This is a genomic window from Hymenobacter aranciens, assembly GCF_030580865.1.
Classification (GTDB): domain Bacteria; phylum Bacteroidota; class Bacteroidia; order Cytophagales; family Hymenobacteraceae; genus Hymenobacter; species Hymenobacter aranciens.
In genome coordinates, this window is record NZ_JAUQSY010000009.1 from 187,142 (window position 1) to 205,766 (window position 18,625).

An 18,625-nucleotide genomic window follows, 5' to 3' on the forward strand; every position below is an offset into this window, starting at 1 on the left:
ATTCGTAGTGGCCTGTGAAGCGGTGGTTACGGGCGGGTTATGCTTGTGTCATGTCATGCTGAACGCCGGTTCTGTCATGCTGAGCGCAGCGAAGCATCCTCTCGCGCCGAAACGAGGCAGTAACCTAATCGTTCGGACCTGACAAGATGCTTCGCTGCGCTCAGCATGACAGAACCGGCGTTCAGCATGACAGAGACGGAGGGAATGCCTTAAATTGCCGCCCCACTCCCCCATCCCCCATGACAACCACCCCTACCCGCCTGCTCCCCTTGCTCGGCCTGGCCCTGCTCACGTCCTTCGCCACCCTGGCCCAGCCCACCGGCAAAGCCGCCCAGGGCCGCAAGAAATACATGTTCCCGCAAAAGGACGCTGAATCGGCCTACGTGCAGAACGTGACCAAAAACACCGAAGAAGACCAGGACGTAGACGGCAGCTTCACCCGCCTCGGCTACCGCCCTTACGCCGACATGTTGGCTGAAATTACTGAGCTCAAGCGCATTCACAACTGGGCTGATACCACCTTCCAGCGCCGCCTGGCCGCCCTGCCGCCCGGCGGGGCCCTGCTGGTCACCATTCACCGCCAGGGCGCCAAATACGCTAACCTCGAATACCTCACCCTCACCGCCACCAGCAAAGACGGCAACCCAGTGTTCAACCAGGCGCTGCCCGCCACCCCCGGCCGCTTCTTCGGCCGCGACCTCTACCAGGCCCAGCGCCTCATTCCCTTCCCCAAAATCGAGCCCCAGACGCTGAACGTAAGCATCCGCGACGCCAAACTGTACCAGACGTTTGAGTACGTGGTGACGGTGCCAGCGGCGCAGTAGGTAGCCTGTCATGCAGAACGATGTAGAGACGCAATATTTTGCGTCTCGTCGTTAGCTTAGCAGACCTTCGGTTGAACAAAATCATTGCAGCGGCGCGAACGACGAGACGCAATATTTTGCGTCTCTATATCCCTCACAATTTCAATGAAAAGGAAAGCTACCCTGAGCCTGCTAGCCCTCCTGACCGCGCTCTGGGCTACTTTCAGCTTCCCCCACTACCACTATCCCGCCCCCGACGAGCTGCACCGCAAAGCCCGCTACCTGGAGCAGCAGCTAAGCGCCCGCTCCAACCAACCCTCCGACCTGACCAGACTAGAGCAGCTAAACCCGGAATGGGGCCTGTTCTCGCTATCCTACGCCGCCTACGCTTTCACCAACATGGCGCAGCTGGACAGCACCTTCCGCCCCGAAGCGGCCAAGTACGTGCAATTGGCCATCGAAAAAGCGCGCACCGGCCGCATCCCGCAGTCGTTTCAGGATATCGACGCCGCACCCTTCACCGATTCCATCACCTCGGTGCTCTACCTCGGCCATCTGAATCTGATGCTGGGCTGCCATCGCCTGCTCAATCCGGTTTCGCCCTACCGGACGCTGCACGATTCGCTGTCCGCCAGTCTGCACCGGCGGCTGGCCGCCGTGCCCGGCCACTGCCTCGAATCGTACGATGGCGGCACCTGGGTGCCCGATAATACCGTGGCCCTGGCCTCCCTTCACCTGCACAGCGAGCTGACGGGCAGCCCCTACCGCGCCTTCTGCCAGCAGTGGTTCAGCTACGCCCGCCAGCATCTCTGCGACCCCGCAACCGGCCTGCTGCTCTCCAAACCCGCCAACCGCCACCAGGCTGCCGAGGAGCCCCGCGGCTCGCACCTGGGCTGGAGCATCGCCTTCCTCTACCGTTTCGCCCCCACCTTCGCTGCCGAGCAATATCAGCTCTACCAGCAGCATTGTAGCACCAATTTCGGCGTGCTGCGCCTCTACCGCGAGCGCGCCGGCGACTACACCACCGACATCGGCGACGTGGACAGCGGACCGCTGGTGCTGGGCTTCAGCATCCCGGCCAACGCCTTCGCCTTCAGCAACGCCGTGGCTATGCGTGACTTCCGCAACGCCCAGCGCCTGCGCCGCGTCATCAGCATCGGCGGCCGCGAAATCGAAGCTGATGATGCCCTGCACTACGGCGTGCGGTTCGTGGATTTGCCGGTGAGCCCGATGGCCGAGGCGCTGGTGTTGCACGCCGAGACGATGACGCCGTGGCGTAAATCTTCAGTCATTCAGTAAGCCGAACTCTTTATGTCTCTCTTGAAAGCATCAGCCATTATCTTATTAGCTCTGCTAATTGCCTGTCAGGAATCACAAAGTGAACGTATTTCTTCTGATCCAGCAAAGGTTTTAGATGAACCAACATCACAGGAAGCCATTACTTCCTACTCTATCGACACCGCAGCAATTCTAAAAAACATAAGGTTGGATGCACTTCTCGCGGACGTCCAATCTGCAAATCTATTGCCTCAGAAAGCTGTGAGTAATTTACCTTCAGTGGTCAATAACTTTTTGCACGAGAAAGTCGAGGACTTTGCTATTGTCAATCCTGAAGAAGATTTTCAGTCAACTGATATCATGACCGGTAATTTACCCCGACGTCGCCTGATGTACCTTGGTGTCGCGGATGATATCGTTTTGCTGGCCTACGAATTAGGAGGATTCGGATTATCCGAGCGTGTTCTAATTTTTAAACTAAATGAACACCAGATTACAGACTTCTGGACCGGTTCCGTAAAAGGCAAGCTTCAAACGAAAGACGAAATAGTCACGTACCTGCGCAAAAACAAGAATAGCAAGAATAAGTATTGGGCACTCAACACCAATACTATCTACTTTTAAAATTTACTTCCGCAGCTGCGCCCACTGCACGGCAATCACCGTCTTGGCATCCTGTAGCTTCTCAGCCACCAGTTGCTCCAGGCTAAAACCTACCGTTTCAATCTTCTCGTTTTCCTCGGCCAGCCCGCCGCCCCGGCCGCTCTGGTGGCTGACCTCGGCGTAGAACACGGCGATGCTCTCGGCGCTGGTGCCGGGCGAGGGCCACATCGTCACGATGTGCTCCAGCTGGTCCACGTCGTAGCCCAGCTCCTCGTGGATTTCGCGGCGGATGGCCGTTTCCGGGGCTTCGTCGCCGTCAATCATGCCCGCGCAGAGCTCCAGGATTTCCTTTTCGGGGCCGATGCGGTACTGGCGGGCCAGCAGGTACTGCTGCTTTTTGGTGTCGAACACGAGGGCCGCCACGGCGTGGCCGGGCTCGAACCGCTCGCGCCGGAGCTGCTCGTCGCCGTCCTGCACAATGAGCTGGCTGACTTTATAATGGCCGTCGAAAACGCGGGTGCGTTGCACTATCTGCATGGGATGGGGGTTTGGGTAGTATCTTTGTTGAAATCAGGGCCGCCGTCGGAGCAGCCCGCTGCCCGGCCGCGCCGGGCAAAGCCCCGCGCCTCGGCTGTTCTCCGCGAAGTAAGCGTACTTCATCCCAATTTTCTCTTTTGAGGGAATCCGCCGGCCTCCGACGAGCCGCCGAACCCGCCCACGCCCAGCCTTGCTGCGGGGTGGCCATGCCGCCTGTGCGCACCCGCCGGGCCCGCCCCGCCGCCGCTCTTCCGGGCCGCAGCCGGGGCTTCTCAACCCCACTATTTCCTGTTACCCAACCCGAATGACGTTTAACGATTTAAACCTGATTGACCCCATCCTCAAAGCCCTTGAAGAGGAAGGCTACACCACCCCCACTCCCATCCAGCAGCAAGCTATTCCGCACGTGCTGGAAGGCAAAGACCTGCTCGGCGTAGCCCAGACCGGCACCGGCAAAACGGCCGCGTTCACGGTGCCGATTTTGCAAGTATTGCAGCGCAACATGCAGCTCGAAAAGCAGGCTCCGCGCCGCATTCGCTGCCTCGTGCTCACCCCCACCCGCGAGCTGGCCATCCAGATTAATGAGAGCTTCGGCGCCTATGGCCGCCACCTGAGCCAGATTCGCCACAGCGTAATTTTCGGCGGCGTGGGCCAGAACCCGCAGGTACAGGCCCTGCAGCGCGGCGTAGAGGTGCTCATCGCCACCCCCGGCCGCCTGCTCGACCTCATGAACCAGGGCTACGTCGACCTGCGCCAGCTCGAAGTATTCGTGCTCGACGAAGCCGACCGCATGCTCGACATGGGCTTCATCCACGACATCAAGCGCATCCTGCCCAAACTGCCCGCCAAGCGCCAGACCCTGTTTTTCTCGGCCACCATGCCGGGGCAGATTCAGGAGCTGGCTGGTACCATCCTGCGCCCCAACCCCGTGCGCGTGGCCGTGACGCCCGTCAGCAGCACCGCCGAAACGGTGACGCAGTCGGTATTTCTGGTTGATAAGAACGACAAGCCCGCCCTGCTGCGCCACGTCCTCGAAGACAAGGCCATCAAACGGGTGCTGGTATTCACCCGCACCAAGCACGGCGCCAACAAAGTGACCGAAACGCTGGAGAAAGCCAAAATCACGGCCGAAGCCATCCACGGCAACAAGAGCCAGAACCACCGCCAGCGCGCTCTGGCCAACTTCAAGGCCGGCAGCACCCGCGTGCTCGTCGCCACCGACATTGCCGCCCGCGGCATCGACGTGGACGAGCTCACGCACGTCATCAACTACGAAATCCCAAACGAGCCCGAAACCTACGTGCACCGCATCGGCCGCACCGGCCGGGCTGGGGCCTTCGGCACCGCCTTCTCCTTCGTGGAGGAAGAGGAACGTGCTTATTTGCAGGATATTCAAAAGCTCATCAGCCGGCAGATTGACGTTGATACCGAGCATCCTTACGTAACCAACTCCGTGCGACCCGTGTCGCTGCACGGCAACGAGCGCATCATCCGGCCCAAGGGCCCGGCTGGTCGCCCGGCCCGCCCCGGCCGCGACGGTGGTGGAGGCGGTGGCCGCAGCGGCGGCGGCAGCCGTGAAGGCGGCCGCTCCGGCGGGCGCGAGGGTGGTAGCCGTCCGGCCGCCGCTTCCAACGGCGCTTCGGCCGATACCAACCGCCGCTTCGGCAGCGGCGGGGCGCGTGTGCGGCCTGAGGGCGGCACTGGTGGCGGTAATAGCGGTGGCGGTGGTCGCAGTGGCGGCCGGCGGCCGTCGCGCGGCGGCGAGGGCGGCGGTGGCCCCCGGCGCAGTTCCTTTTAAGGCTGACTGAATAAAAAACACTCCCGAAACGGGCCGGAAAACTTTTTCCGGCCCGTTTCTCTTTTCCGGGAGAGTGCAACGCTTCCCATCCCCGACCATGGCTATTCCCACGCTTCCGCTCATCCAGGCCCTACGCAGCACCGCCCAGCGCCTCGCCACTGAGGCTCCCTACCAGTGGGGCCACATGGGCAGCTGCAACTGCGGCCACCTCGCCCAAACCATCACCAAGCTCACGAAGGGCGAAATCCACGCCCGCGCCATGCAGCGCTCCGGCGACTGGGAGCGGCAGCTCACCGACTACTGCCCTACCAGCGGCCTGCCCATGGACGAAACCATCGATGAGATACTGGCCCTCGGCTTCTCCCGCCAGGACCTGGCGCACCTCGAACGTCTGGCTTCGCCCGCCGTGCGGGCCGCCCTGCCCTTCGAGCGCCGCGAGGCCCTGCGCCACAACCAGCGCGACGACGTGGTGCTTTACCTCCGCACCTGGGCCGACCTGCTGGAGCAGCAGTTGCTGGCCGACATTCGGCTACCCGATTTCGAGCCAACCCGCGCTGCGGCACTAGCTGCGCACTAAGCCAGCCCTACCCAAACAGTAAAAGCCCCTGCCGTCCGAACGGCAGGGGCTTTTGCGATGTAATAATACTAGCTTCCGGCAGCGAGGTGCTGCGTTCAGCAGTTAGTCTTTTAGTCTTTGCGGGGCTGGCTGCTCTGCGCTTCGCGGTAGCCTTCGGAGCGGTGTTCCCGCTTGTAGGCCGCGTCGGCGTTGGGGTCTTCTTTGGCATCGGGCGCTACAGAGCAAGCGGCCGTCAGGAACAGAGCCGCCACGGCGGCCAGCACGAGATTCACACGGATGGATTTCATGCCGCGAAGGTAGCCACCGCCGGGCGAACCGGCAAATACCTCGCTCAACAGACGCTCTATTACCAGGTGGTTTTTGGTCGCCTCCGACCGGGTTTTAACAAGCCAGATTTGGAGCTGGCCTGGTCAGCACAGTTAACAATTGGCAACCCAATAAGCCTAAAATTGCATGCCCGCCAGCCCCGAAGCCGGAGCGTCGGCCGGTTGCTGAGTGAGGCTTCAGCTACAGTTCGGACACTACCCGGCGCAGGTAGCTCGGAAGGAGACTGGCAACACCCTTCCGGCATCCTTCCCGCCTTACTGCCCTGCTTAAGGAAATTAGCATTTAGAATATGGGGGCAAGGCCAAAATTACACTTTTCCGCCTTATCGCAAAGACAATATTTTTGGCAGGCATCTGTCATCAGCAACCTCATCGCAGCAGCTAAAGACGCCTGTAAGGCAAGCGTGCTGCCTCAATTTTCGTCTACTAAATCAGGCCTATCCAACGCTTCCCGCCCACTACCTAAGCCCGAAGCTAAGCTTTGATTAGCATCATTTTTTCTATTGAAAAACAAGTGTTTATAAGAAATATTTTATCGAATCCTATTCTACTGACTTCCGCCCACAAAAATTAGCACTGCCGGGCTTACACTTCGCTCCTGCCATCCAAGTATTTTGGTTTTAAAAAACCATTAAACCACGTAGAATAGTAGCTAAAAAAAGCACCTGACAAATTGCACTTAATAAGCTTGCCACATGAGTCGGCAGTAATTCGTCAGTTCAATACAAGCAGAACCGTTCGCCAATAGCATCCCACCTTACCTGGCTGTTCACAGCGCTGCTACCGCCAAAAAAATGAGCACAAAAAGGGGGCTGTCAGCGTACGCCAACAGCCCCTTTCTCGGCAGTTACATTCGTAATCAAAGCTATTACGGCAGGCTAAAAGAGCCTTCTTATTGCTCAGGCTGGTAATCGGCAAATGAGCCGTCCTGATAAAAAATAACAATGCGCCGAATAGCCTTGCCCGGCTGCAGCAAAAAGGCCGCCGCTGCATCATTGGCAACTGCTGGAACAGGCGCACCACTTGGTGCTGCCGGGGCCGGCAACGGAGCAGAAGCCGGTAATGGGGCAGCTGCAGGCTCCGACGTAGCAATTGCTTCCGGGCTGCTTTGTGGCCCTGCGGGGGAGGCCGCTACCGTAGAAGGGCTGGTTCTGCCCGGCGCAGTAGCTTGAAACCGGCGTGGCCGGGGCAATATGGCTGCTAGAGGCGTTTGGTAGGCCGCAGTGTTGGTTATTGGCTCGCCGCCGGGCCGCCGGTGGGGCTGACGACGCGCCTCGGAGGGGCGGGTTTCTTCTGCCGGAGGTACAACGACGTTCCCCAGACTGTTTTCAGCAGCCTTTTGGGTCGTAGCCGACGCTTCAGTTGGTGCTGGCGGCATTGGCGCTGCTGGCGCTACGGAAGCTGCTGGAGCGCCGGCAGCGATGGGCGCAGTCGTCCACATCGGCTCGCTGCCATTGAGCAGCCAGGGTATCGATAAATCGGCGAAGGCCGCCAGAATTTTCTGGACCACCTCCAGGCTGGGCTTATTACGGCCCGACAGAATATGGCTGACAATCGGCCGCGCAATGCCAATAGCATCGGCAAATTGGGTGGGAGTAAGCTGCTTATCCTGCAACAATTGACGAATCCGGTCTACCATAATGGCCTGGTTGGTTTACAAATGTAGGGCACAGCGTGGTAATACTTGGTGTTTACATTTCTATTATAAATGTTATCTGTCACCCACCTGCCCAACTTCCTGTTTAGATTTGTAATTACAATTGTAATTCCAGGCTGCCCAGTGCTCATCTCCACAGCAAGCCATTACCGTAGCTTCTGCCCTTTGTTTTGCCCAACAAAAAGCCCGGCCGCCTGACAGGCAACCGGGCTTAGACAATGAGAATCGGAGTGGGCGAACGGCCCGGCTACCGCTTAGTTGAAATACTCTTTCGCCAGCGTTTTGTCGTGGCCGTAGATGTCGTCGCGGAAGTGCGGGTGGCCGTCGGCATCGGCCCAGGCCGTGAAATAAACCAGGTACACGGGCAGCTTCTCTTTCATCGTAACGTACTTTTCCTTGCGCCGCGCAATGGTGTCCTGGATGGTTTGCTTGGTCCAGGTGGGCTGGTTGCGGAGCAGGTAAGTGGCCAGCTTGATGGGCTCCTCTACCCGCACGCAGCCGTGGCTGAAGCTGCGCTGCGACTGCGAGAAAAGCTCGTTGTGGGGCGTGTCGTGCAGGTACACGTCGTTCGAGTTCGGGAAGATAAACTTCACGTCGCCGAGGTCGTTTTTCGGGCCCGGGCGGCGGCGCAGGGTGTACTTGAAGTTGTCCTGCGTCACGCCCGCCCAGTTGATGGACGAAGGGTCGACGCGGGTAGCTTTGCGGCCGTAGCCTTTCACCACTTCCATGTCGAGCCGGTCGAGGTAATTGGGGTTATTGATGAGCTTCGAGCGAAGCTCTTTGTCGATGATGCTATAGGGCACGTTCCAGTACGGAGCCAGCACTACGTACTCCATCTTGTCGCTGAAAATCGGAGTTGCGTTAAGCGCCTTGCCCACGATGACGCGCATGTTGAATGCCTCCTTGCCCCCTTCCACCACGTGCAGCTTATACTCCGGAATGTTCACCAAAAGGTAGTCGTCCTCGAAGCGTTTGGGCAGCCAGCGCCAGCGCTCCATGTTCAGGATAAGCTGGTCGATGCGCTGGCTGATGGGCACGTTGAGCTGCTTCAAAGTTGCTCCCGCAACCACGCCATCGGACTTCAGCCCGGCATCGGTCTGGAAGGTTTTGACGGCCGCTACCAGGGTCGGGTCGTACACCTGGGCGGGGTCGGCGGTGGCCGCTGCGGCTACGTCGCCCGCGCCGCCGACGCCGGTTTTGGTGCTGGCAGACGTGGCCGCGGGGGCCGAGGCCTGGCCGCCGCCGGGGCTGCCGGCGCCACCCAGCAGGCGCTGCCGCAGGGCCGGCACAGCGGCCGAAGTCTGGCCCGGTTTCAGGGTCAGCGTGGCGGGTAGCGTGGGCCAGCCGCCGGCCTGCTCCTGGGCGCGGTAGGCGGCCAGGGCTTTTTTCAGCTGGTCGTATTCGGGGTGCAGCGGGGCGAATTCGTAGTAGTTGTAGCGCGTGCTCTGCCGCTCGCCCAGGAAGGTCAGCAGGGCCTTATGGAGCTTGATTTTGTTGGGTTTTACTTTCCACGCGCTGCCCTTCACATCGCGCGGATTCGCAATGCCCCGGTAATAGTCGGACGCCCAATCGAGGTAAGTCCCCGTCAGATTCACGTCAATTTCCCGTTCCAGTGCATTGCGCCGCGCCGTATCGGACCGCGCCTGCTCCAGGTCGTTGTATAGCTTCTTGAAGTCAATCAGCTGATAGTCTTTCGGATTCAGACCCTCGTCTTCGGCTTTGGCGATGATATTGAGCAAGTCTTGAGCACGGCTCACCACCTGATGGTTCTTAAACCAGCCCAGGCTAAACTGCCGGTCGCGGTAGAAGCGCCGGGCCGCGAGCTCGTGGTCCTTAAACTTGGCCTGCGCCCGCATCAGTTTGATGACGTAGGTACTGTCGAGCGTGGGCTGGGGGCCAGCTTCGGCTTTGGTGGCAGCGGCGGCCGCAGCCCCGTTGCCGGTGGTAGAGTCACCCTCACTGGAGCCGCAGGAAAGCAGCATTGGCAAGCCGGCAAAGCCGACCAGCACCAGGCAAACGAGGGTGAGGTATCGAAGGAAAAAAGTCATAGAAAACAAACAATACTGAACAGAACAAAGCTCCCGGGGCGACCGGGGCCGCTTGGGTGTACTGTTTAGCTTGCTTAGGGGTTGCGGCCGGGCAGGTAGCCACGGCCAGCGCGCAAGATACGTCAGCGGCCGTGCGCGGCCCGTTTTGGGCGGATAAAATCGCCTTGCCTCCCCACCTCGGGCACCGACGCTGGGGCTACATTTGCGCGGCCCAGCCAGCGCCAGCCGGGCAGCTTTTGCCAGCCAGACCCACCCCAACCCCAATCCCAACCTGCCAGCCGCCCTTTCTCACAAACTATCCAATTGCTTTTTTCCTTGCATATGACCACCGACTTTTCAGTTTCCGTCACCGACCCGCACAGCTACGCCGGGGCCAGCCCGCTCCGGGTGCAGCACCTCGCCCTCGACCTCACCGTGGACTTCGCCAGCCGCACCCTGAGCGGCAGCGCCACCTGGCAGCTGGCCAACCCCGGCGCAGCGGGCACCCTCGTGCTCGACACCCGCGACCTCCACATCGAGCGGGTAGAAGCCCTCGTCGCCGACGGCACCGCCACCCCGGCCGCCTACCACCTGAGCGACGCCAATCCGCTGCTCGGTCAGGCCCTACACATCGAGCTGCCCAACGCCACCCCAGCCGTGCGCATTACCTACCGCACTACCCCTTGCGCCGCCGCCCTGCAGTGGCTTGAGCCTGCCCAGACGGCCGGCACCCAGCCCTTCCTCTTCACCCAGTCGCAGGCCATTCTGGCGCGCACCTGGCTGCCCTGCCAGGACTCGCCCGGCATCCGCTTCACCTATGAGGCCACGGTGCAGGTGCCGCCCCAGCTGCTGGCTTTGATGAGCGCCGAGAACCCGCAGCAGCGCAACGCCAGCGGCCGCTACCAGTTCCGCATGGCCCAGCCCATCCCGGCCTACCTGATGGCCCTGGCCGTGGGCGAGCTGGAGTTTGCCCAGCTCAGCCATCGCACCGGCATCTACGCCGAGCCGGCCACGCTACCCGCCGCCACCTACGAATTCGCCGACCTCGAAAAAATGGTGGCCGCCGCCGAGCAGCTCTACGGCCCCTACCGCTGGGAGCAGTACGATTTGCTGGTGCTGCCGCCCAGTTTCCCCTTCGGGGGCATGGAAAATCCCCGGTTAACATTTGTAACACCTACTATTCTGGCCGGTGACCGCAGTTTGACCAGCCTGGTGGCGCACGAGTTGGCGCATTCTTGGTCCGGCAACCTCGTTACAAATGGAACATGGAATGATTTCTGGCTGAATGAGGGCTTCACGGTCTATTTCGAGCGCCGCATCATGGAACATTTGTACGGCCGCGACTACGCCGACATGCTCCAGGTGCTGGGCCGCGACGGCCTGCTCCACACCATTCAGGACATCGGCCCGACCAGCCCCGACACCCACCTGCGCCTGCACCTCGCCGGCCGCGACCCCGACGACGGCCTCACCGAAATTGCCTACGAGAAGGGCTGCTACCTCCTGCTGACTATCGAAAACCTCGTCGGCCGCGCCCGCCTCGACACCTTTATTAAGGAGTACTTCGCCCGGTTCAGCTTCCAGGCCATGGACACGGCCACCTTCCTGCGCTACCTCCACACCGAACTGCTCGACCAGCAGCCCGGCCTCGCCGCCCAGCTTCGTCTCGCCGAATGGGTCGATGGCCCCGGACTGCCCGACAACGCGCCGGCCATTCACTCAGCCCGCTTCGAAAAAGTAGACGCCGCCCTAGCCCTGCTTGCCGCCACCAGCGCCCCCGCCGAGCTCACCCCTATTACTAAGGAGTGGAGCAGCCACGAGTGGGTGTATTTTCTGCACGGCCTCTCTCCCACCCTCACCACCGACCAGCTCGCGGCCCTCGACGCCACGTTCCACTTCAGCGCCTCCAGCAATGCCGAGATGCTGGCGGCCTGGTTTCCGCACACCATCCGGGCCGGCTACGCGGGAGCCGATGCGGCGCTGGAGAAATTTCTGCTCCACGTGGGGCGGCGGAAATTTATTGTGCCGCTGTACAAGGCGCTGCTGGCGGTGCCCGACGGACACGAGCGCGCCCGAAAAATCTATGCTGCGGCGCGGGCAAATTATCATTCCGTCGCAACCGGCACGCTGGATGCGCTGTTGCAGGAGTAGTGACCAGGTCAAAAAGAACGTCATGCTGAACGCAGTGAAGCATCCTCTCAAGGCAGAACGATTGAGCTACCGCCCCGTTTCTGCACGAGAGGATGCTTCACTCCATTTAGCATGACAGTTTTTTTGCCAAATTTCTCCTCCCCAACCGTCCAGTTTCTACGGTTGTGTTTTATCTTTCGCGCTTTACCATCCCGTCTATTTCCGTTGAAGACTCGCATTCCTCTGGGTAAGCTCATCGCCGTAGGTGGCAACGAAGACAAGGGCACCTACCCCTCCGTGCGCAGTAAGCGCCAGTACTACCTGAATTTCTTCGAACTAGGAATTCTCAAGCGCATTGTGGTCGAATCGGGCAAATCCGACCCGCGCATCGAGGTAATTACCACCGCTTCCATGATTCCGCAGGAAGTCGGCCCGATTTACGTGTCGTCGTTCGCCATGCTCAACTGCCTGAACGTGGGCGTCATGGATATTCGCACGCCCGAAGATGCCCGCCAGCCCGAGTACCTCGAGCGCCTGCTGGCCGCCGACGTCATCATGTTCTCCGGCGGCAATCAGTCGCGCCTGCGCGAAATGTTCGGCGAGTCCGAATTCCTCGACCGCATGACCGAGCGCTACTACACCCAGCCTAATTTCATCATCGCCGGCACCAGCGCCGGGGCCATGGCCATGTCGGAGCGCATGATTAAGGGCGGCTCCGTGCCCGATGCGCTGCTGAAAGGGGCCGTAAAAATGGGCGTCGGCCTGGGTTTGAACGCCGCCACCGTCATCGACTCGCACTTCGTGAAACGCGGCCGCTTCGGCCGCCTCATCGAAGCCGTCAGCCTGAACCCCAAGCTCATCGGCATCGGCCTGGGCGAAGACACCGGCGTGCTCATCACTGAGGGCAGCCTCATTGAAACCATTGGTTCCAACCTGGTTATCATTCTTGATGGTCACGACATCCACCATAACAACGCTGCGTCAGCCAAGAAAGGCACCACACTCAGCATCGAAAACATTAAAATGCATGTGCTAGCCAAAGGAAACGTGTACAACGTGACCGAGCGCAAGTTCTACGTCAGCAAAGAAGCCCTCACGGGTACCGAGCAGCATTCTGCGGCTATCACCAGCACCGCTTTATAGATTAAGCTAAAAAACAGAACGTCATGCTGACGAAGGAAGCATCCTCTCACGCCAGACCAATCCGTGCGTGAGAGGATGCTTCCTTCGTCAGCATGACGTTCTGTTTTTCATCCTTCTACCCTACTTATAAATTTCTACCAGCGCCGCCGTAGCGGCCGTGCGACTGGCCCGGTACATGCCTTCGGAGTTGAACGGCAGCGTCACGTTGCCCAAGGCGTCCACCCCGATAAGCCCGCCCTCGCCGCCCGCCGGCGCCAGCTTATCCTGCACCACCACGCGGCAGGCCTCCTCCAGGCTCAGATTTTTATACTCCATCAAACAGGCCACATCGTAAGCCGCCACCGCCCGGATGAAATACTCGCCGTGCCCCGTGCAGCTGATGGCGCAGCGCTCGTCGGCCCAGGTGCCAGCCCCGATGAGCGGCGTGTCGCCGATGCGGGCGTAGCGCTTGTTGGTCATGCCGCCGGTGCTGGTGGCGGCAGCCAGGTGGCCGTGAACGTCGCAGGCCACCGCTCCTACCGTGCCTTTTTTCCAGTTCGGGTCGGGGTTGGGGAAAGCTTGTGGTTCTTCCAGCGGCGCTTCGTCGGCCAGCGCCTGGCTATGGTCGAGGCGCATGCGGCCTTCGCGCAGGGCTTCCTGCAGCTGGTCGTAGCGGTGCTGGGTGAAAAAATATTCCGGCGGCTGCACCGGCAGGCCGTGTTCGATGGCTAGCTGGTCGGCACCTGGGTAGGCCAGCAGCACGTGCTCCGTTTTTTCCATCACGAGGCGCGCGGCCCGGATGGGATTTTGCACCTGACGCACGCCTGCCACCGCGCCCGCCAGCCGGGTATGTCCCACCATGAGGGCCGCATCCATCTCGTGGTGGGCTTCGTGGGTAAACACTGCCCCGCGCCCGGCGTTGAACAGCGGGCAGTCTTCGAGGCTGCGTACGGTAGCCTCCACGGCGTCGAGGGCCGCGCCGCCGCGCTCCAGAATGCCGTAGCCGGTGTCGAGGGCAGCTTGCAGGGCGGCGCGGTATTGCAATTCGGCTTCGGCTGAAAGCGAGGCCCGGGCAATGGTGCCGGCCCCACCGTGGAGGGCCAGGGCGAGCATACTATATAATAAGGAGTGAAACGCCTTTGGCAACGCTTTTTTCAGCGCGGCATACGGTCCGGCAAAGGTAATGTTTCCTCACCCTAACCAACCACAGAGCACAAAATGCCGTTTACCGACCGAATATCGGTTCTAAACGAATTTAGATAGCCTTCGCTCAAGTCATTACGTAAGTTTGAATCATGAAATCGTTCCTGACCAGCTGCTTCTTCTTTTTGCTCCTCGTAGCCGCCACCGCCCAAGCCGACCCTACGAACCCGATGGCCCTCAACCTGGAGCAGGCCAAAGTAGAGCTCGACGACGTTTCGCGCCAGCTTACCACCGCACTGCTGCTGCAGCCGCACCAGGAAGCCATCCTGCACCGCTCCATCGCCCGCGAGCTCCGGGCCTTCACCGCCCTGCAAGCCCGCCCCGAGCAAGGCACTGCCCCCGCCCCCGGCACCATTTCGTCGTTCGAGCGCAGCATCACCGAAATTTTGACCCCCTCGCAGCTCAGCACCTTTGAGAAGCTGAAAACCACGACTCCGCTGGGCGAAAAATTGCAATCTGCGTTATTTTTGCACCAATAAAAACACCGAATAAACCAACCGGCCGCGTGAACTAGGTTTTTTTTTCGTACGTTTGAGGGTAGGATTTACAATTTCCAAAACACCCTCTTTTTATGGCATACGACGTAACCGGCCGGCTGCACGAAATTTTTGACGAACAGCAAGTAAGCGAGAAATTCCGCAAGCGGGAATTCGTGCTCGAAGTTCAGGATGGCCAATATCCTGAGCACATTAAGTTCCAACTGGTACAAGATAAGACGAGCCTCATCGACCCCTACAAAATGGGCGACGAGGTGAAAATTACCTTCAACCTGCGGGGCCGTGGCTTCAACAAAAACGGCCAGATGATTTACTTCACCAACCTCGAAGCTTGGCGCATTGAGCCGGCTACGGGTGGTGCTGCTGCTGGTGGCAACTACGGCGGCGGTCAGCAAGCGGCCCCCCGCCCCGCGGCCCAGAACCAAAACCCTAGCCTGCGTGCCCAGCCTTCGGCGGCTCCCATCGCTAGCGACGACGACAACGACCTGCCCTTCTAAGCAGGCGGGCGTCGCCCTGATTTTCGTAAAACGACCGGTCTTTTTGTATTGATTGGACGAAGTGAGGCCCTCCTCACGCGCAACGTGCCGCCTCCGAGCTTTCGGGGGCGGCACGTTTGCGTTCCAAACTACGTATAACGGTTATGAACCTGAGAGAATTAATTGCCCGGGGCGAGGGCGAGGACCTGGAATTCAAGAAGAAAACAACGCATCCGCACCGCATTTCGCGCACCTTGGCTTCGCTGGCCAACACGCGTGGCGGCCAGGTGCTGGTCGGCATTGATGATGACGGCCGAATTATAGGTGTGCGCGACGTGGAAGAAGAACTATTCGTGCTGCGTGACGCCGCCGAGCACTACATCGAGCCCCCGCTCACCACCTTGCAATTCAAAGAAATAGAAGACGAAGGCCGCAGTATTCTCATTGTGACCGTGCCCGAGAGCTTCAACAAGCCGCACCGGGCCCTGGTGGCCCCCGGCGACTGGCGCGGCTACGTGCGCGTGCGCGACGAAAGTGTGCAAACCAGCGGCCTCACCGAGAAGGTGCTGAAGCGCCAGCAGCCCGCCGCCCGCTTCGAGAAGCTGCCGCTCAACCGCCAGGAATTAAGCGTGCTGGACTACCTGAAAACCCACCCGCGCATCACGCTGCCGCAGTTTATGAAGCTGGTGAATTTCGGCAAGCGCCGGGCTTACCAGACGCTGATAAAGCTGGTGCTACACGGCTATTTGAAGCATCACGATAAGGAAAAGGAGCCTTACTATACCGTCTGAACCACGGATTTTTCGGATTTTGCGGACGGCTTTCCCATCTGTAATCTTGAAAGTAAGTGTCGATAAAAACAAGAAAGCCCGCTACGTAGCGGGCTTTCTTGTTTGGAAAATCGTTCGTGAAATCCGGATAATCCGTGGTCTTAATCCTGCTTGCGGGCGCGAGCAGCTTTTTTCTCGTCTTTTTCGGCCTTCTTCTCCTTCAGGGATTTGGTCGGCTCTTTCTTCTTTTCCTTGCGGGCGTCTTGCGCTTTTGCCATAATTGAAAGGTGGTTAAGGGTGAAGGTTCGGTAAAAACAAGTCTCCAACGTAACGCTGGTTGGTTATGTTGTGCAGGGCGAAGGTATGTATTTTACGCAACTCCCAGCACGGGCAAATACCGTTCGCGGAACACATTGAGGTGGTGCCGCTCGTGACCGGGCAGAATGTAGAGCAAGGCATTCACCGTCACCCCGGCATTGTTAGCCGTGCCGCGTTGCTGCAATTGCTGCGGCGTGAAGCTATTGACCAGCGCCAGCGTGGCGGCGCGCACGGCCGCATATTCAGCCAGCAAGTCACTCATCGAACGCACATTCGCCCCGCCATTGTCGGCGTAGTCGTTTTCGTCGAAGCCTGCCAACGCCTGGGCATCGCCCCGGGCGAAGCGCAGCGCCCGATAAGCAAAAACCCGCTCGGTATCAATAATGTGCAACAGCATTTGCTTGCTGGTCCACTTGCCGGGCGCGTACACCTGCAAAGCCTGCTCGTCTGTCAGGTTGCCAAAAGCGGCCTGGATTTCTGCTATTTGCTCGTGCAATAGCTGGCGCGGGTCCACATCGGCTGGCACCAGGTCGATGTAGGTGGCGTAGTAGGGCAGATAGTCGCCATCGGTGGGGCGGGTGATGCTCATGGGTTGGATGGGAAGAACTGGCAACGCTTCCGGGCACTCGTCTTCAAGGGCTGGCTCGGCGATAATATTCAGTATTTCAGTTGATACTGCCGCTTCCACGGCTAACAGGTGCGCCGCAGTTTCGGCCGCGGCGGGCACCGCAACAAGCTCGGGCTCCAACTCGGCCATCTGGTCGAGCTGCGCGCGCACTACCGGCAGCGGCCGAGCCAGGGGCTGGGCAGTAGCTGCGCCGAAAGCCCATTGCAGAAAATCCGGCATAATACGCCCCCAGGTATCGGGATGATGATGGCCACCCTCAAGCTGCACGTAGCGCAGTTGCCGTGCCGGCTCAAGTCCCTGCTGGACAAGCAGTTCAATTAAGTCGAGGCAGTCATCAATAGCATCGATAACGCCGTTGCCGTTGCGGTCGCCGCGCTCGTCGAGCGTGCCCGTTTGCAGCCAGAACTGGTGCGTGGCATGCGGCTGCTTGGCCCCTACCAAGCCATGGATGATGCGGTCGGCAGGCGTGTAGCCGTCATCAAGGCCCCGGCTGCGCCACCAGAACGAGCCCGAAAACACCCCGGCCCGCGCAAATAGCTCCGGGTGATGCCACACCAAATCGAACGCCGTGAGGCCGCCCAGCGAGAAGCCGGCAAATACGGCTTCGGCTGGGTTGGCCGATACCTTATAAGTATGCTGCACGAATGGCAGCAGCTCATCCACCACGAAGCGCGTGTAGGCGGCCGCCTTGTTGCCCCGGTCGTTATAATCAGCCTGCGCGGCGATGCCATATTCGTACATCCGCTCTTCGTTGGCGTGAATGGCTACCAGCACGAAGGGCTGCAGAATGTGCCGGGAAAAAAGCCGGTCTAAGGTTTGCACCAAGTGCAGGCGCGGCAAATCCTGGCCATCGTTCAGATACAAAACCGGATACGCGGCTGCCGACGCGCTGGGCCAGCCAGCGGGCAGCAGAATACTTAGCTCAACTTCGCGGCCTAAGTGGCTGGAAACTAAAAATTCCTGACGAAGCTCAACGGCAGCGGCCAGCGGCTCATTAGTGGGGGTAGATAACATCGAACAAAGTAACGCAGCAAGCGGCATTTAGTAGAATCTCTGATTTTTTTCTTTTCAAGATTAGGTGCGCGCCGCATTTTTTACTAGTTTGCCGCGCCGCTTCACCCTGTGGCGGCTGCCTCCACCCTTTTTCCATACTGTTTTGCAAGAACAACACCGCCGTTTCTATTCGCATCACCTGGGCCAGGACATTGACATGCTGGTGTTTGGCACCTGGGGCTACCCCATCGTCATCTTCCCGACTTCGGGCGGCCGCGACAACGAGGCCCGCGACTTCAAGCTCATCGAATCGGCCCGGCCGCTGATTGAAGCCGGGCGCGTCAAGCTTTTCTGCATCGACAGTATCGACCGGTATTCGTGGTATGCCAAGCATTTGCACCCCGGCACCCGGGTGTATAATCACACGCTCTACGACCAGTTTCTGAGCGACGAGCTGGTGCCTATGCTGCAGCGCGAGTGCAATGTCGATAAAATCGGCGTGGCGGGCTGCAGCTTCGGTGGCTACCAGGCGCTCAATTTTGCCCTGAAGCATCCCAACCAGGTAGCGCACTGCTTCACGATGGGCGCAGCCTTCGATATCCGGCAGTTTGTGGATGGGTATCACGACGATAACGTGTACTACAACAACCCCGTGGAATTTATGCCCAACGCCAACAGCGAGCATTTCCATTGGATGAACATCATCCTGGGCACGGCCGAGTACGACTTTTGTAAGGATTCGACCGTACACATGTCGCATATCCTGAGCCATAAAGGCATCAATCACATTCTGGATATCAAGCCCTTCGGCAACCACGACTGGCCGGTGTGGCGCGAGATGTTCCCACAGTACCTGAATACTATTTAGAGGTTTAACTGCTT

Annotated in this window: 17 protein-coding genes and 1 pseudogene; 11 read left to right on the top strand and 7 right to left on the bottom strand. The window is 59.7% G+C overall.

Annotated features, from left to right (window positions below):
- Positions 1 to 239: 239 nt before the first annotated feature.
- The 3 genes from Q5H93_RS15050 (at position 240) to Q5H93_RS15060 (ending at position 2,705) form a co-directional block, all read left to right on the top strand.
- Positions 240 to 824, top strand: a complete 585-nt coding sequence (locus Q5H93_RS15050; protein ID WP_305007407.1) for a hypothetical protein — start codon at positions 240 to 242, stop codon at positions 822 to 824.
- Positions 825 to 968: 144 nt separating this feature from the next.
- Entirely contained in the window at positions 969 to 2,102 is a 1,134-nt protein-coding gene (locus Q5H93_RS15055) for a hypothetical protein (RefSeq protein WP_305007408.1), read from the top strand.
- 12 nt (positions 2,103 to 2,114) lie between these two features.
- Positions 2,115 to 2,705 carry a hypothetical protein gene (locus Q5H93_RS15060; RefSeq protein WP_305007409.1) on the top strand — a complete coding sequence of 197 codons (591 nt, stop codon included), beginning with the start codon at positions 2,115 to 2,117 and terminating at the stop codon, positions 2,703 to 2,705.
- Positions 2,706 to 2,708: 3 nt separating this feature from the next.
- Here Q5H93_RS15060 and Q5H93_RS15065 read toward each other — a convergent pair whose 3' ends face one another.
- Positions 2,709 to 3,221 carry an NUDIX domain-containing protein gene (locus tag Q5H93_RS15065; RefSeq protein WP_305007410.1) on the bottom strand — a complete coding sequence of 171 codons (513 nt, stop codon included), beginning with the start codon at positions 3,219 to 3,221 and terminating at the stop codon, positions 2,709 to 2,711.
- 304 nt (positions 3,222 to 3,525) lie between these two features.
- Here Q5H93_RS15065 and Q5H93_RS15070 point away from each other — a divergent pair, with 304 nt between their 5' ends.
- Both Q5H93_RS15070 and Q5H93_RS15075 read left to right on the top strand, forming a co-directional pair.
- Positions 3,526 to 5,019 (top strand): DEAD/DEAH box helicase, encoded by a 1,494-nt coding sequence (locus Q5H93_RS15070; protein WP_305007411.1) that lies wholly within the window; start codon positions 3,526 to 3,528, stop codon positions 5,017 to 5,019.
- Positions 5,020 to 5,116: 97 nt separating this feature from the next.
- Positions 5,117 to 5,596, top strand: coding sequence for a hypothetical protein (locus Q5H93_RS15075; protein ID WP_305007412.1), 480 nt, complete (start codon positions 5,117 to 5,119; stop codon positions 5,594 to 5,596).
- 110 nt (positions 5,597 to 5,706) lie between these two features.
- On the opposite strand, the gene Q5H93_RS15080 is transcribed toward Q5H93_RS15075, so the two are convergent.
- The 3 genes from Q5H93_RS15080 to Q5H93_RS15090 all read right to left on the bottom strand — a co-directional run bounded on the left by Q5H93_RS15080 (position 5,707) and on the right by Q5H93_RS15090 (position 9,627).
- A complete protein-coding gene (locus Q5H93_RS15080; protein WP_305007413.1) occupies positions 5,707 to 5,883 on the bottom strand; it encodes a hypothetical protein in 177 nt (58 codons plus the stop codon).
- 931 nt (positions 5,884 to 6,814) lie between these two features.
- Positions 6,815 to 7,561: a helix-turn-helix domain-containing protein gene (locus tag Q5H93_RS15085; RefSeq protein WP_305007415.1), complete on the bottom strand. Its 747-nt coding sequence runs from the start codon at positions 7,559 to 7,561 to the stop codon at positions 6,815 to 6,817.
- Positions 7,562 to 7,833: 272 nt separating this feature from the next.
- Entirely contained in the window at positions 7,834 to 9,627 is a 1,794-nt protein-coding gene (locus Q5H93_RS15090) for a L,D-transpeptidase family protein (protein ID WP_305007416.1), read from the bottom strand.
- Between the two features lie 321 nt (positions 9,628 to 9,948).
- Between Q5H93_RS15090 and Q5H93_RS15095 the strand changes: the two genes are divergently transcribed.
- Positions 9,949 to 11,757, top strand: a complete 1,809-nt coding sequence (locus Q5H93_RS15095; protein WP_305007417.1) for a M1 family metallopeptidase — start codon at positions 9,949 to 9,951, stop codon at positions 11,755 to 11,757.
- Positions 11,758 to 11,961: 204 nt separating this feature from the next.
- A complete protein-coding gene (locus Q5H93_RS15100; protein ID WP_305007419.1) occupies positions 11,962 to 12,879 on the top strand; it encodes a cyanophycinase in 918 nt (305 codons plus the stop codon).
- A 120-nt stretch (positions 12,880 to 12,999) separates the two neighbouring features.
- Here the strand turns inward: Q5H93_RS15100 and Q5H93_RS15105 are convergent, their stop codons facing one another.
- Positions 13,000 to 13,971 carry an isoaspartyl peptidase/L-asparaginase family protein gene (locus Q5H93_RS15105; protein WP_305007420.1) on the bottom strand — a complete coding sequence of 324 codons (972 nt, stop codon included), beginning with the start codon at positions 13,969 to 13,971 and terminating at the stop codon, positions 13,000 to 13,002.
- A 182-nt stretch (positions 13,972 to 14,153) separates the two neighbouring features.
- Here Q5H93_RS15105 and Q5H93_RS15110 point away from each other — a divergent pair, with 182 nt between their 5' ends.
- The 3 genes from Q5H93_RS15110 to Q5H93_RS15120 all read left to right on the top strand — a co-directional run bounded on the left by Q5H93_RS15110 (position 14,154) and on the right by Q5H93_RS15120 (position 15,825).
- Entirely contained in the window at positions 14,154 to 14,540 is a 387-nt protein-coding gene (locus tag Q5H93_RS15110) for a hypothetical protein (protein ID WP_305007422.1), read from the top strand.
- A gap of 92 nt (positions 14,541 to 14,632) precedes the next feature.
- A complete protein-coding gene (locus tag Q5H93_RS15115) occupies positions 14,633 to 15,055 on the top strand; it encodes a DUF3127 domain-containing protein (protein ID WP_305007424.1) in 423 nt (140 codons plus the stop codon).
- A gap of 143 nt (positions 15,056 to 15,198) precedes the next feature.
- Positions 15,199 to 15,825, top strand: coding sequence for an AlbA family DNA-binding domain-containing protein (locus Q5H93_RS15120; RefSeq protein ID WP_305007425.1), 627 nt, complete (start codon positions 15,199 to 15,201; stop codon positions 15,823 to 15,825).
- Positions 15,826 to 16,174: 349 nt separating this feature from the next.
- Here Q5H93_RS15120 and Q5H93_RS24210 read toward each other — a convergent pair whose 3' ends face one another.
- Both Q5H93_RS24210 and Q5H93_RS24215 read right to left on the bottom strand, forming a co-directional pair.
- The gene (locus Q5H93_RS24210) at positions 16,175 to 16,711 is read right to left on the bottom strand and encodes a DinB family protein (protein WP_369811043.1); all 537 of its coding nucleotides are present in this window, start codon (positions 16,709 to 16,711) and stop codon (positions 16,175 to 16,177) included.
- A 294-nt stretch (positions 16,712 to 17,005) separates the two neighbouring features.
- A pseudogene (locus Q5H93_RS24215) lies at positions 17,006 to 17,791 on the bottom strand (alpha/beta hydrolase); the annotation flags it as partial.
- A 115-nt stretch (positions 17,792 to 17,906) separates the two neighbouring features.
- Between Q5H93_RS24215 and Q5H93_RS15130 the strand changes: the two are divergent.
- Entirely contained in the window at positions 17,907 to 18,611 is a 705-nt protein-coding gene (locus Q5H93_RS15130; protein ID WP_305007428.1) for an alpha/beta fold hydrolase, read from the top strand.
- The last annotated feature ends 14 nt before the right edge of the window (positions 18,612 to 18,625 follow it).